This window comes from Levilactobacillus tongjiangensis (genome assembly GCF_003946345.1).
GTDB lineage: Bacteria > Bacillota > Bacilli > Lactobacillales > Lactobacillaceae > Levilactobacillus > Levilactobacillus tongjiangensis.
On record NZ_RHNY01000002.1, the window covers coordinates 1 to 12,815 of the forward strand.

At 47.9% G+C, this 12,815-nt stretch carries 15 protein-coding genes; 2 read left to right on the top strand and 13 right to left on the bottom strand.

All coding sequences use genetic code 11. From position 1 onward, the window contains the following. Nucleotides 1–400: 400 nt before the first annotated feature. Nucleotides 401–787 (bottom strand): CvfD/Ygs/GSP13 family RNA-binding post-transcriptional regulator, encoded by a 387-nt coding sequence (locus EKM75_RS01015; RefSeq protein ID WP_125691285.1) that lies wholly within the window; start codon nt 785–787, stop codon nt 401–403. Nucleotides 788–810: 23 nt separating this feature from the next. Beyond that, nucleotides 811–1,398, bottom strand: coding sequence for a peptidylprolyl isomerase (locus tag EKM75_RS01020; RefSeq protein WP_125691287.1), 588 nt, complete (start codon nt 1,396–1,398; stop codon nt 811–813). Between the two features lie 132 nt (nt 1,399–1,530). Between EKM75_RS01020 and EKM75_RS01025 the strand changes: the two genes are divergently transcribed. Together EKM75_RS01025 and EKM75_RS01030 are read left to right on the top strand one after the other, a co-directional pair. After that, entirely contained in the window at nt 1,531–2,040 is a 510-nt protein-coding gene (locus EKM75_RS01025; protein ID WP_125691289.1) for a phosphatidylglycerophosphatase A family protein, read from the top strand. A 108-nt stretch (nt 2,041–2,148) separates the two neighbouring features. After that, nucleotides 2,149–2,823: a VTT domain-containing protein gene (locus EKM75_RS01030; RefSeq protein WP_125691291.1), complete on the top strand. Its 675-nt coding sequence runs from the start codon at nt 2,149–2,151 to the stop codon at nt 2,821–2,823. 62 nt (nt 2,824–2,885) lie between these two features. On the opposite strand, the gene EKM75_RS01035 is transcribed toward EKM75_RS01030, so the two are convergent. From EKM75_RS01035 to EKM75_RS01085, 11 genes are all read right to left on the bottom strand, one after another. Next, nucleotides 2,886–3,515, bottom strand: coding sequence for a TIGR01906 family membrane protein (locus tag EKM75_RS01035; protein WP_125691293.1), 630 nt, complete (start codon nt 3,513–3,515; stop codon nt 2,886–2,888). Then, nucleotides 3,508–4,302 carry a TIGR01457 family HAD-type hydrolase gene (locus tag EKM75_RS01040; RefSeq protein ID WP_125691295.1) on the bottom strand — a complete coding sequence of 265 codons (795 nt, stop codon included), beginning with the start codon at nt 4,300–4,302 and terminating at the stop codon, nt 3,508–3,510. Before EKM75_RS01040 ends, EKM75_RS01035 begins: the two co-directional genes overlap by 8 nt. A 12-nt stretch (nt 4,303–4,314) precedes the next feature. Then, the gene (locus EKM75_RS01045; protein ID WP_125691297.1) at nt 4,315–5,028 is read right to left on the bottom strand and encodes a YutD family protein; all 714 of its coding nucleotides are present in this window, start codon (nt 5,026–5,028) and stop codon (nt 4,315–4,317) included. Continuing rightward, complete coding sequence (locus tag EKM75_RS01050; protein WP_125691299.1) at nt 5,025–6,416, bottom strand: bifunctional metallophosphatase/5'-nucleotidase; 1,392 nt, start codon at nt 6,414–6,416, stop codon at nt 5,025–5,027. The genes EKM75_RS01045 and EKM75_RS01050 overlap by 4 nt, the downstream gene beginning before the upstream one ends. A 55-nt stretch (nt 6,417–6,471) precedes the next feature. Next, nucleotides 6,472–7,074, bottom strand: a complete 603-nt coding sequence (locus EKM75_RS01055) for a metallophosphoesterase family protein (protein ID WP_125691302.1) — start codon at nt 7,072–7,074, stop codon at nt 6,472–6,474. A gap of 11 nt (nt 7,075–7,085) precedes the next feature. After that, nucleotides 7,086–7,934 carry an aldo/keto reductase gene (locus EKM75_RS01060; protein WP_125691304.1) on the bottom strand — a complete coding sequence of 283 codons (849 nt, stop codon included), beginning with the start codon at nt 7,932–7,934 and terminating at the stop codon, nt 7,086–7,088. Nucleotides 7,935–8,120: 186 nt separating this feature from the next. Further along, a complete protein-coding gene (locus tag EKM75_RS01065; protein WP_125691306.1) occupies nt 8,121–9,527 on the bottom strand; it encodes an amino acid permease in 1,407 nt (468 codons plus the stop codon). 209 nt (nt 9,528–9,736) lie between these two features. Then, nucleotides 9,737–10,927: an acetate/propionate family kinase gene (locus tag EKM75_RS01070; protein ID WP_125691308.1), complete on the bottom strand. Its 1,191-nt coding sequence runs from the start codon at nt 10,925–10,927 to the stop codon at nt 9,737–9,739. 18 nt (nt 10,928–10,945) lie between these two features. Continuing rightward, entirely contained in the window at nt 10,946–11,968 is a 1,023-nt protein-coding gene (locus EKM75_RS01075; protein ID WP_125691310.1) for a class I SAM-dependent methyltransferase, read from the bottom strand. A 96-nt stretch (nt 11,969–12,064) separates the two neighbouring features. Continuing rightward, the gene (locus EKM75_RS01080) at nt 12,065–12,301 is read right to left on the bottom strand and encodes a hypothetical protein (protein WP_125691312.1); all 237 of its coding nucleotides are present in this window, start codon (nt 12,299–12,301) and stop codon (nt 12,065–12,067) included. Continuing rightward, complete coding sequence (locus EKM75_RS01085) at nt 12,259–12,708, bottom strand: competence protein ComGF (protein ID WP_225426618.1); 450 nt, start codon at nt 12,706–12,708, stop codon at nt 12,259–12,261. The genes EKM75_RS01080 and EKM75_RS01085 overlap by 43 nt, the downstream gene beginning before the upstream one ends. Between the last annotated feature and the right edge of the window lie 107 nt (nt 12,709–12,815).

The window sequence follows — 12,815 nt, forward strand, 5'->3', positions numbered from 1 at the left end:
GGGTTTGATACCAAGTATCAAACCGCCCTACACATATTTGGTTTGTCGAAACAATGTTCAGTTTTCAAAGGTCTACCAGTTATTAACGAAACGATTAACGCTCCGTGACAACTTTTAAAGTATATCATGTTGTCAAAATTATGTCAACATCTTTTTGAAATTAATGAATATATATTCAAGATTTCAAATCGCTCAGAAAGCGCCGTGTTTTGCTTTTTGACAACATAAATCATTCTAGCAGTTGCTGTTTAACTCGTCAAGCACAAATTTTAATTTGTATGGCTATTCATCAATTACATTTTTATGCAACTAACTGCGGATAACAGCAACAGCTAATATCTTATCAATCATCCCCCCTAAGGTCAAGGTTAAATTCAAAAAAAACAGGAAACATCCAAAATTAGGACGTTTCCTGTTCATCTAATTGCCTCAACGCTTCCGTCTTCCACCCTGTCAGACGGTCACCAATCGGCTTAAAGCCAATATTGATACGGTGATTCGTCCAATAATGACGGTGTTGATGATCTAAAACTTCTACACTAGTGTCAAGGTGTTCCAGACAGCGGAGCGATAAGCTGATTTTCCCCGTAAACTCATCGATGTCTAAAATAACGACCTCAACCTCTTCATTAACTTTCAAATAATCATGAATGTCCTTTACATAACCGCAATGACATTCCGAAATGTGAATCAGACCCTGCCGGTGCCCACCCAGACTGACAAAAGCGCCGTATGGTTGTATCCCGGTAATCTGACCCGTGACGCGTTGGCCAATTTTAAATGCCATGCTTGTCACCTCTTCCATAACGCTTACTCGCTAACCGTAACCTTATCCATCGTCACTGGCGTTGCTGGTTGATCACTGGAATCCGTCTTAACTTGGGCAATGGCATCAACCACGTCCATCCCATCGATTACCTGGCCAAAGACCGTGTGTCGGAAGTCCAACCAAGGAGTACCCCCATTTTTATAAGCATCAACGATTTCTTCAGGGAAACCAGCATCATGCATCTGGCTCTGCATCTGATTAGTCATATCCTTATCTTGAACGATAAAGAACTGACTACCGTTAGTGTTAGGACCTGCATTAGCCATCGAGAGCGCTCCACGCAAGTTATACAACTCCTGAGAGAATTCATCTTCAAATGGTTGGCCCCAGATACTTTCGCCACCCATTCCCGTACCAGTAGGATCCCCACCTTGAATCATAAAGTTAGGAATCACCCGGTGGAACGTCAAGCCATCATAATAACCAGCTTTGGCATGGGTTACAAAGTTTTCAACTGTCTTTGGTGCTTGTTCGGGGAAGAGCTGCAGCTGAATGTTTCCCATCGATGTTTCAATAGTTACTTGCGGACCCCTGGCGTTAGCCAAATCAATTTGTGGAAACTTTGTCATAATTATCCTCCATATCGTTTAAACACTTTCTGTTTATCTATTATATTATCACCGCCTACCACCAAAAATGCAACTCAGGGGTTCGGTGCTATACTAGAAGCACGACATTTTTCTTAAAAAGGAGACCTCTTCATGGCTAAACCAGCAACTGCATTAAAGAAACGAACGATTGATTTATTAAACGAACGCGGCGTCGAACTGACAGACATCGCCGAACTCGTCCTCTTCCTGCAAAAGGATTACATCAAGGACCTGACCAAGGAAACCGCCCTCCATAGCGTCACCACAGTTCTCAGCAAACGGGAAGTCCAAAACGCCATCATTACTGGGATTCAACTGGACATCGCCGCCGAACATCACGACCTCTTAGAACCCCTGCAAACAATCGTTGAACGTGACGAAGGCCTCTATGGGGTTGATGAAACGATGGCTCTTTCAATCGTCGACATCTACGGCTCCATTGGCTTTACAAATTACGGGTATATCGATCGCACGAAACCAGGTATCCTCGCTAAGCTCAATGCTCACGAACCTGGAATCATCCATACCTTCCTAGACGATCTGGTAGGTGCCATTGCCGCAGCGGCAGCAGCTCGACTGGCTCACGACGACGTTAATGAAGAAGATACACCCTTTCAATAGAAATATCATAATTTGTTTAAGCTTCGCGGATTCTGCTGACTGTGGGGTCAAAAGCCACTACAATGTTGAGTGAAAACAAATTAACGCATAAGGAGCAACTATATTAAAATGGGATACTTAATCGATTTTGTGCTTCACATCGACAGCCATCTGGCCAACATCGTCACCACGTTTGGCGGCTCAACCTATCTGATACTCTTTGCCATCGTCTTCGTTGAAACTGGTGCCGTGATTCTCCCATTTCTGCCTGGTGATTCTCTTCTGTTTGCAGCGGCAGCACTAGCGGCTAATCCAGTTTATGGCTTAAACATCTGGCTCTTCTTGGCCATCTTCCTAGCAGCAGCGATTGCCGGTGACTCTCTGAACTTCTTTCTCGGCGGTAAAGCCGGGGCAGCATTGTCCAACCATTCCTGGTTTGGCCGTTTGATCAATAAAGACAAGCTAGCACAATCTGAGAAATTCTTCCGCAAGCATGGTCCCTTGGCCATCTTCCTGGGCCGGTTCATGCCCATCATTCGGACCTTCGTCCCCTTCACGGCAGCCGGCTCACGATTCCCTTACCAACGCTTCTTAAAATATAATATTAGCGCCGCAATTACCTGGGTGCTGATCTGCTGCGGCGGCGGTTACTTCTTTGGAAATATTCCATTCGTCAAAGCCCACTTCTCAGCCGTTGTCTTAGGCATCATCGTGATTTCTTTGATTCCAGCCATCGTTGGTTGGTTAAAGGGGCGTCACACACCTAACAACGCTGCACCGAGTAATCTCCCAGAAGAAGACTAAACACTGATCCTACTAAAAAAGCCTGACTGCAGTCAGGCTTTTTGTTTGCACTAAATTTTCAATTAAGCCCGTTTGATAGCCACGCGTCCCCGCCAGTACAGAATGCCAAGCCCTAGTTCAAATAAAATGAAAGCTAAGGCAAAGCAATGTAAGAAGAACGTGTCAGGTAGCGCCGTAATAATCGGATCGAGTGATGGATCAAACAGCCAGTCATTATTTCGAAAGAGTACCTTATGGAAAGCGATAAAAAATCCATTAAAGTTGACTGCCATTAACGCACCTAAGACCAATGGCACCACTGCTGCTACTTGTACCGGCCATAGTAATCGCCACTGTTCCGCGCGCCGGTGAAGTTGCCGCAAAAACAATCCTGCGGGCACAATGGTCACCAACAACACAACGTTGTTTAGTAAAAATAAATTTTTCACGTCATGAAAGTGAACCATCCCCGTATAGGACGTTGGAAAATCACTCATATTGAGATCTGTGACCCAAGGTAGCTCAAGGTAGCCCACCATCTGGTAGTAATTATGCATGAGCTTATGAGGCGCCATCCCCACCGTCTGGGAAATCCCCAACCAGTGAATGTCCAACCGATACAGCCAAAAAGCGTTAATAGTTAGAGCAACGACCAGACTGATCAACGCTAAGAATAGCACGGTCAGTCCTCCCCAGCGGTTCAATCTACGCAATTGGTCCCCCCTCGAGATCCCAATGGTCCAGTGAAGGTACAGTATAGGTCGGTTGAATGGCTTGTTGTGCCACCAGTTCCGGCGTGGAAACCCCCGTATAGGTCAAGAGTGTGTCCACCCCCGCATGAATACCAGCCAAAATATCCGTCAGATAGTTGTCTCCAACCATCAAAGCATCTTCCGGCGCGATTCCCATTTGTTGCAACGAATTATTTAAAATAATCGGTTCAGGTTTGCCCACAAAAATAGGATCAGTCTGGACTGCGTACCGGACCAGGTCAACTAGTGCCCCCGCACCAGGCATCAATCCTCTAGATTTAGGAATATTGGAATCGGAATTGGTTCCAATAAAGGTTGACCCACTGCGGATAGCCAGAACGGCCTTCGCAAATTTTTCGTAGGTCACGTCGCTATCTAGACCGACGACCACATACTTGGGGTGCTCTTCATCCACCGTGAAGCCCTTGGCAGTCAATGCTTGGCGCAGACCGATCTCACCAACGACGTAGACGGTTCGCTCACCAGTACTGCCCGCCAATTGATCCAGATAGTCAGCAGTTGCTAAACCCGCCGTGTAGACGTTGTCCGTCGTCACGTGAATATCATGATTGTCTGCTAAATTACGCACGACATCAACCGGTAATTTGGTGGTGTTGTTGGTGACAAATTTAAATGGCGTTCCAGCTGCCTGCAGCCGTTCCACGAATTGGCGAGCTTTAGGGTAACGCTTGGAACCCGCATAAATGGTTCCATCCAAGTCAATTAAATAAGCTTGATACTTTTTCACCGCAAACTCTCCCTAATCTTCTTTTTTCTGTCTAATGGTAAAGTGACGACGACCGTGACCGCCAGAGCCAACTGTGACCGTTTTGGCCTTGTCAGTAGTTGGCTGTTTAGTCGTCGTTCGACGTTCCTCAGTGTATGGATGCGCCGTGTTCTTTCGCCGTGAGTGACGTGACCGCCGACGATGGGTATTCCCATTGCCGTTGGTGGGATGGTTCCCATTACTAGTCGCTTTCTTTTCAGCATGGGGTTTGGCCGTCTCACGCGGCTTCACACTCTGCTGCGAAGTTTCCTTCGTCGCAGTCGTAGCTGCTGGTTTATTCCGGCGCCGCGAGCGACTCCGCCGTGGCTTAGGTGCCGACTTTACATCCAAGTTGTGCAGAATAAAGTAGGCACAGCCAAAGTTACAGGACTCATAAAGGTAATCCTGGACTGCTTCAATCTGATTCTGTTTGGCACCGGCACGGTCCTCAGCATAAAAGCCCTTCAAACGAAGTTGCTCAAAACCCCAGTCACCCACGATATAGTCAAATTTACTCAAAATCGTACTGAACCGGCGGGCAAACTCAGTGAAATCAAACCCGTCACGAACATCGGTCACCAACTCATATGGGTGACCATTGATTGTTAAATGCGTCTCATCCACCCGCGTTACTTCGGCGGCTGGCTCACGACTCTCTCGTTGTTCGGCGACTAACGCCTCTAAATCTTTTCGATCCACCGTCGTCATCCTCTCTCGTCAATGGGATAGTGCTTCGCCAGATACTTGGCAAACACTTCCCGCAATAAATCTTCGTATAAAATATGGTTTTTCCCCACAATATGAATCGTTGGGAAAAATGGAATAAACAGATAATGGTCTAGCACAGCAATCTTATACTGGCGGTGTGCAGACAAAGCCTCTCCCCGCCAGGTGACGGCATGAGACTGCGGATCATAAGCGATTCCCAGGTAATTAAGTTCCCCGAAAATCTTTCCGCGAAAGCCCATCCCCTTCTGCGGGAACCGCCGCAAGAACAGCCGGGCAATTTCAAATTCTTGAACTAGGCGCCACAAGTCATACCCGTTCAAGGTGACCGTCATGACGTGCATATTGTGTGGCAGCAACTGATGTAACTGATTTGCATTCACGATTCCGCTAGGCAGATCTTGTAAAAATAAACCGGCGTTTAAGATAGCGGCCTGGGTACCCGCATATTCTGCAATGGCGTGCAAGCCTTCACGAACCAACCGGGGTTGGCCCACGGGGTCTGCCTCCATGGCAACCGGTAAATCAGCTACCCGTTGCTCGGATAGAATCGACTCTCCGAGATCCTCTAACCCCGTAATTTCTGCTTGGTCGCTGGGTTCTACTGGCAAAGTAGCCGTTTCCACAACACTGGCCGATGCAGTAGTCACTACGTGGTTGCCATCCAAAGTCAGCTCGATTTTACCAACGTACCGGCCAAATTTTCCAGCCGCCGCCAGTAAACTCTGCTGATCATGCTCGCCATGCGGTAACAAATGATGCGTGTGACTCCCAATAATAACGGTCACCTGCGGAAAGCGTTTGGCAATCTGACGGTCTACGTCTAATCCCAAATGAGATAGGAGCACGCAAACATCAAACTGATCAGCATAGGTCGTTAACAACTCCTGTAGCGCCGTCATTGCTGCAATGGGCTTCCAACCAGCCAACGGGTACGTTAATTGGTAAGGCGCCGTCAGGCCCAGCACGAGGACTCGGGTCCCTGCTGCCGTCGTCAAGAGACGATGGTCGACCGCCCAGCTGGGCCGCTCATGAGTGTCCGCCGTCAGCAGATTGCCCACGATTACCGGAAAATTCGCGTGATCGTAGAGGTGGTCTAACTGGGCCCGCATGAAGCCTAGGCCCTCATTGTTCCCAATGGTGACAGCATCATAACCAATCTGATTCATCAGCTGAACGTTCTGTTGACCATTCGTGGCCTCACTAACGGGATGCACCCGATCAACGTGGTCACCTAGGTCAAAGGTGTACGCCGTATGCCCAGCAGCAACTGCTTCTTGCCGTTCTTTAGCCAGGTAACGACGAATCCGTGGCCAGTTCTCAAAGTGAGAATGCAGGTCATTCGTATGCAAAATGGTCAGTTGTTCCATGCTCTCAATCTCCTCTTAACACTGATTTTAATCCTACGGCATCGTGAGGAAACGGTCAAGCGCTATTGCTTGTCGCGAAACTCTGCCCCATCTGTTCAATTTCACTGGTGGAAAATGGCGTGCCAAACGGTAATTTCTGATCAAGGTACCGTTGCTCTGGCGTATCCACGCCAACATTGATATTTTCCTTCACGGGAACTGCATAGTGATGGATATGCCCGTGCAAGTTGATAATTTGATTAACAATCCCCAGCATCATTGGGTAGTGGGTCATATAGTACTGGCGGTGATCATACTTAATCAGTGCACCGACATCGTGGAACTTGAATTTATCCTCACCATGATCTACATAGTTGTTCGCAGCCAAATGCTTGAACAACGCGCGGCTATCATGATTTCCCTTAATTAATTCTAGGTTTCCATTTAGCTGGCTCAATACCTCAAACACAGCTTCATCTGACTTGCTGGCTGGCCGCGTGAAGTACAAGGCAATGTCTCCCAAATGGTAGACCGTATCCCCTGGCGCCACTCGTGCGTTCCAGTTATCAATAATGGTTTGATTCATTTCGTCAACGTTGGCAAAGGGCCGCGGTGCAAAATCATTGTCTCCTAAAAGATCTTTATGAAAAAAATGCGTGTCCGATGTAAAAAATTGCATGCTGGTCCTCCTTACAAAATATCTAATGATTCTTTATGAGTTGGGCGGGGAAATTGTTCATCCAATGCTGCAAGTTCAGCCACAGTCAGCGTTAAACTAGCTGCTGCCACGTTCTGTTCCATGTGTTGGACGGAACTCGTTTGGGGAATGGCTAGGACTTGCGGATTGCGAATGACCCAGGCCAACAAGACTTGATAGATACCAACACCGTGAGCGGCAGCAATTTCTTTGACCACCGCGTTAGTGGTTAATTGATGCCCCCACGCATCCCCTTGGGCAATCGGAGAATACGCAATCAATGGCAGCTGATGTTCTCGTTGCCAAGGCAATACCGCAAAGTCTAATCCACGGCTGCCCAGATGATAGAGATCTTCGTTGGCTGCCGCCTGATCGCCCTGTGGCAATGCCCATAGTTCATCAAGGTCGGCCACATCAAAGTTAGAAATGCCCCAGGCATGAATTTTTCCTGACGTTTGCAAGCGTTGGAGTTCCACCACCGTTTCCGCTAACGGAACGTTGCCGCGCCAATGATACAAATAGAGATCCAGGTAATCCGTTCGGAGTCGACGAAGGCTGGCATCTAAACTGGCTTCCATCCGTTGTTTAGACGCATTCTCAGGTAATACCTTAGATATCAAGAAAAGATCATCTCGCTTACTGCCAGCCAAGGCCTCACCAACAAGTGTCTCTGATCGCCCCGAGCCATACATTTCGGCCGTATCGACTACCCGTGCACCGGCAGCGAGTCCCGCCTGAATGGCAGCAATTTCGTTCTCTCGTTGATCTGCCTGATCGCCCATGTGCCAAGTTCCGATTCCAATGGCTGGGACAGTCTTACCGGCAATTTTTACTGTTTTCATTAGTGGACCCTCCGTTTTGAATAGATAGTCTTATCGTAGCACTTCCCTGTAAATTTCGCTGACATCGGTGGCTACTGCTTATAAAAATTTTCGCTCAAAAAGGCCGGGAATTCACATTCCCGGCCTGCGCCATTGACAAAGTCTATTTGGTTAGCTTGCCGGTCCGACCTTCATCTTACCGAAACGTTACTCATGATCATCGTCCGACTCGCCTAACGTAGCCGTCATTCGCCGATCCTTCACCGTTTTTACCAGCATCAGGATGCCCAGCCATACAACCGACCCAATCAAGGCAATCAGCGTGTCCGTCTTAAAGAACAGCACCACCGCCACCATCGCCAGAAAGGCTAAGATAAAGTAATCACTATACGGGAAGAACGGCAAATGGAACTTCGACGCCTGAATTCCCTGTTCACGCTGCTGCTTTTTAAACTTCATGTGGGCCAAAACAATGACACACCAGATGAAGAGGAAACAGGTCGTTGCCACACTGGTGACCAGGGCAAAAACGTGTCCAGGCATAATAAAGTTGAGAAATACTGACACCGCAATGACCAGCGTCGAGAAGCGGAGCGCAGGTACGGGAACTTGCGATTTCGATAACGTACTCATCTTCTTAGAGAACCGGCTCTCACCGTCATACGTGAGTGAAAACAACATCCGACCAGTCGTGAAAAGTGAACTGTTGCAAGCGGAAGCTGCAGCGGTCAGCACCACAAAATTAATGATGGCCGCCGCTGATTGAATCCCCACACTCTTAAAGACCTGTACGAATGGACTGCTGTCTGGCGAGATAGCGTGCCATGGGTAAATACACATCAGTGCCAGCAAGGAGCCGACGTAGAACAGAATAATTCGTACGGGAATATCATTGATGGCCTTAGGAATAACCTTGGTCGGATTAGCCGTCTCAGACGCGGTCATCCCCACCATTTCAATTCCGACAAAGCTAAAAAGCACCATTTGAAATGACAGAAAGAAACCTTTAGCACCATGAGAAAAGAACCCGCTAGCAACCAAATTATTCACACTAGCATGCCCGGCCGGTGTAGGAAAGCGTACGGCTACCATGTAAGCACCCGCCAAGATCAGGCCGATAATGGCCACGATCTTAATAATTGCAAACCAGAACTCAGTCTCACCAAACGCGCCCACTGCCACAGAATTCAACGTGAGAAGGATTCCCAGCAAAACTAGTGCTGTCACCCACTGAGGTAGCCGGGGAAACCAAAATTGCATGTATTGTCCAGCGGCCGTAACTTCCGCCATAGCCAAGGCAATCCAGCAGACCCAGTAGGTCCAACCGGCCACGAAACTCATTTTATCGCCTAAATAGCGGTGAATAAAATCAATGTAAGAGTGCACGTTCAAATCGGAAAGTAATAGCTCACCTAATGCTCGCATGAGTAGAAAGCACATCACACCTGTCGCTAGATAAGCTAATAATATGGATGGTCCTGCCAAATGGATGGCTTGGCCAGAGCCCAAGAAGAGTCCCGTCCCGATTGTCCCCCCAAGGGCAATCAGCTGGACGTGGCGACTCTGCAGACCACGTGAGAATTCTTGGTCCTGATTCTGTTGACTATCTTTCATCTTAATCGCCCCTTTGTTGAAATATATTATACACTGACGCATGGACAATGCTACCAGCCGTAACAGTTGGTTCGTTAAACTAAGTAGCGAGCAGCCCTGGTATAGAGTCATATATTTCACTCTAACAGTTTTTAGATGAAATTCATTCACCTTTTAGTGAACACAAAAGCCCCCCAGGACAAATATTCCTGGGAGGCCTCGGTTAATGCTTATTTACGTAAACGTTCGATGTCACGAACGATCATTAATTCCTCATCGGTTGGGATCAAGAGTGTCTTAATCTTTGACCCTTCCTTGCTAAGATCACGTTCAACCCCACGGATGTCGTTCTTTTCAGGATCAACACCGATACCGAAGTATGCCAACTTATCAGCAACTTCTTGGCGAATCATGATGTCGTTTTCACCAACACCAGCAGTGAAGACGATAGCATCAGCACCACCCAATTCAGCCAGGTACGAACCAACGTAACGAACGATTCGGTTGATGAACATGTCACGCGCTAACTTAGCCCGTGGGTTCTTAGCTTGGACCTTTTCCAAGTCACGCATGTCGGCTGATACACCGGAAACCCCAACCAAACCAGACTTCTTGTTCAAGATGTTGATCATGTCGTTAGGCTTGTCAATGTTGAGCTTTTCCATCAGGTAAGCTACCAAGGAAGCATCAATGTCCCCTGACCGCGTTGCCATTTCAATCCCAGCCAGTGGCGTGAAGCCCATGGACGTATCGAATGACTTACCATCCTTGATGGCAGTGATTGACCCACCAGCGCCTAAATGCATCGTGATCAACTTCAAGTCCTTCAATGGCTTACCCAGCATAGAAGCGGCACGGTGCGCAACGTAACGGTGACTCGTTCCGTGGGCCCCATACTTCCGCGCACCAAACTTTTCGTAGTATTCGTAAGGAATAGCGTACATGTAGTTTTCTTGTGGCATGGATGTGTGGAAAGACGTATCGAAGACCGCCACGCTCAAAACGTTTGGCAGAATCTTCTTGAATGCCTTGATACCCATTGCAGCAGCTGGGTTGTGTAGTGGGGCATATTCAGACAAGTCTTCAATTTTTTGTAAGACGTCATCATCAATGACCGCAGAATCTTTGAATTCTTGTCCACCCGCAACGACCCGGTGACCAACACCGGTGATTTCATTGAAGTCCGTGATAATCTTCAATTCAGTCAATTGGTCCAACATTAATTGAATGGCGGCGTTATGGTCATTAACGTCCTCATGAGTTTCGTACTTTTGGCCATCACCGTACTTGATTTCAACTAATGAGTTTCCTAAGCTGATTCGGTCAATCGCACCTTCGGCAATGACTTTTTCTTCAGGCATTTCGAACAGCTTGAACTTTAAGGTTGAGCTTCCGGCGTTAATAGCTAATGATTTTCCCATGTGGTGTTTTTCTCCTTTTTATGCGCGATCCGTCAGTAGATTCTGTTCTTCCCACTGAACGATCTCTGCGACAAACTTTTGAAATGCTGATTGATTCTTAAATGAAGGGAATTCACCCAACATTACTTGTTCAACTTGCTTGGCACCTGCGCCCGGCTTCTGGAGAATCAGAATCGCCTTCTGCGCATTGGCGTTGGCAAAGAGCTCACTTGGTAAGTTCAGCAAGCCCTGTAGGTAGGCGTGACCTGGCAACCACTTCAACATGCCGTGGGCCTCATCCGTCTGAAATAACTGTGAGGGTACCAGGAAAACCCCAATACCACCATCAGTCAACTGATTGACCGCCTGTTCAAGTAACAGGTGGTGAACGAATGAATGACCATTAGCAGCATGGGTTTGGTAGTTGGCTGCATTCTCATCAATTGGATAATACCCAATTGGCAAGTCAGCAACAATCAAGTCACTAGCTGGCACCAGTAATTGCTCCAACGCGTCCTGATGGATCAAATCCACCGGTAAACGTTGGAGATCACTCGACGTCTGTGCAATGGCCAACATCGTATCATCGTTGTCCACCCCATAAGCGTCAATTTTACCAGCTACGACCGCCTTCAGTTGTGAAATCACTGCCGTTAACAAGTTACCCGTACCCACGGTCAAATCAAGCAACGTTAAATGTTGCTTGTTCTTTTCCAGTCGGGTAACCAGGTACCCCATAATGTAAGCAATTGTATCAGGGGTCAATTGATGATTGGCTTGGATGTCGTCGACGCGAATCGCCTTCAACATTGCCAATTGAACTGCCCGTCGAACCGTTTCGGCGTCATACGTCTGCCAATCGACTTGTTGATACAAGTCGGTCAGCTGTTGAACGACCTTGGCCTCTGGCCGGCCGTCTTCAACTTGAACTTGTCCATTGAGGAGATTGTCTCCCGTTTCAATGAACGCATCTAAATAAGATGTGCTTAACGCAGATTGTAAGGTCGTCGTTGATTCATCGAGGACCTTAAATAGCGTTTCGGTCTGTTCTTGTGACAGCACGCTTCGCCTCCTTGTGAAGTTTCCGTGACACTTTGTATCCGCTATCTATAGTACCGATTTTTACGAACTTATTCAAGCAATCTTTGCGCCTAATCCTTATTTAGCGCGATTACGGACGGGTTTACCTGTGGTTTTCTTCACATGCTGGGCATTTTGCCAGTGAACGGTCTCAGTCGCCTGATCGTACCGTCTAACTAAAACGTTGGTCACTTGTCGTTGGGCAGTCGTGGCAACCATCACCACCGTTAATAACAGGCTGACTCCTGCTAGAAGTAATAATGCCCACAAGGTTAAGAATCCCCGCCGCGTAAATCGAGGATGGTGCTGTGCCATGGTAATCCCTCCTGTTTGAGGGTCAACCGAACTAACCCGCGCCGATCAACCTCGGTCCACTTAACCTGCGTCACCCGTTTCAAAAGTGGATCATAACCCTGTTTCTGCTCATTAGTTAACCGTAAAACGTTGTGATCATCTCGCCAAATTGAAATGGCTTTATTTTTTGGTGTGCTTTGGGTATCCCACAACTGCAGTTCGGTGGGCAACACCCGTCGAATACGGTACCGCTGTGGCTGTTCCAACACCGTAACTACTTGAAACCAAGCCAATGGATTTTGGCGAACGGGACGTAGCAGGACGCGGTCAATCCCACCCGCCACGACAAACATTCCGGCGGCGATCCCTAATGCCAGGATTGCTTCAAATAAACTAAAACCCTGACGGCGCTTCACTTTTGCGACCATATTAGCAGCGCCTGATCATGGCGGAGGCGGGCCCGCATCAGGCGTTCCTCCCGCACATGAGCTTGCCGCTGCACGACCAAAACCGTCTGGGTGACTAATCCCACTGT

Bases quoted from the DNA above. Each gene is read 5' to 3' on its own strand.
- EKM75_RS01080 (WP_125691312.1), bottom strand. From the start codon at position 12,301: ATGGCACAGCACCATCCTCGATTTACGCGGCGGGGATTCTTAACCTTG.
- EKM75_RS01020 (WP_125691287.1), bottom strand. From the start codon at position 1,398: ATGACAAAGTTTCCACAAATTGATTTGGCTAACGCCAGGGGTCCGCAA.
- EKM75_RS01055 (WP_125691302.1), bottom strand. From the start codon at position 7,074: ATGCAATTTTTTACATCGGACACGCATTTTTTTCATAAAGATCTTTTA.
- EKM75_RS01065 (WP_125691306.1), bottom strand. From the start codon at position 9,527: ATGAAAGATAGTCAACAGAATCAGGACCAAGAATTCTCACGTGGTCTG.
- EKM75_RS01045 (WP_125691297.1), bottom strand. From the start codon at position 5,028: ATGACGACGGTGGATCGAAAAGATTTAGAGGCGTTAGTCGCCGAACAA.
- EKM75_RS01070 (WP_125691308.1), bottom strand. From the start codon at position 10,927: ATGGGAAAATCATTAGCTATTAACGCCGGAAGCTCAACCTTAAAGTTC.
- EKM75_RS01060 (WP_125691304.1), bottom strand. From the start codon at position 7,934: ATGAAAACAGTAAAAATTGCCGGTAAGACTGTCCCAGCCATTGGAATC.
- EKM75_RS01085 (WP_225426618.1), bottom strand. From the start codon at position 12,708: ATGGTCGCAAAAGTGAAGCGCCGTCAGGGTTTTAGTTTATTTGAAGCA.
- EKM75_RS01030 (WP_125691291.1), top strand. From the start codon at position 2,149: ATGGGATACTTAATCGATTTTGTGCTTCACATCGACAGCCATCTGGCC.
- EKM75_RS01050 (WP_125691299.1), bottom strand. From the start codon at position 6,416: ATGGAACAACTGACCATTTTGCATACGAATGACCTGCATTCTCACTTT.
- EKM75_RS01015 (WP_125691285.1), bottom strand. From the start codon at position 787: ATGGCATTTAAAATTGGCCAACGCGTCACGGGTCAGATTACCGGGATA.
- EKM75_RS01025 (WP_125691289.1), top strand. From the start codon at position 1,531: ATGGCTAAACCAGCAACTGCATTAAAGAAACGAACGATTGATTTATTA.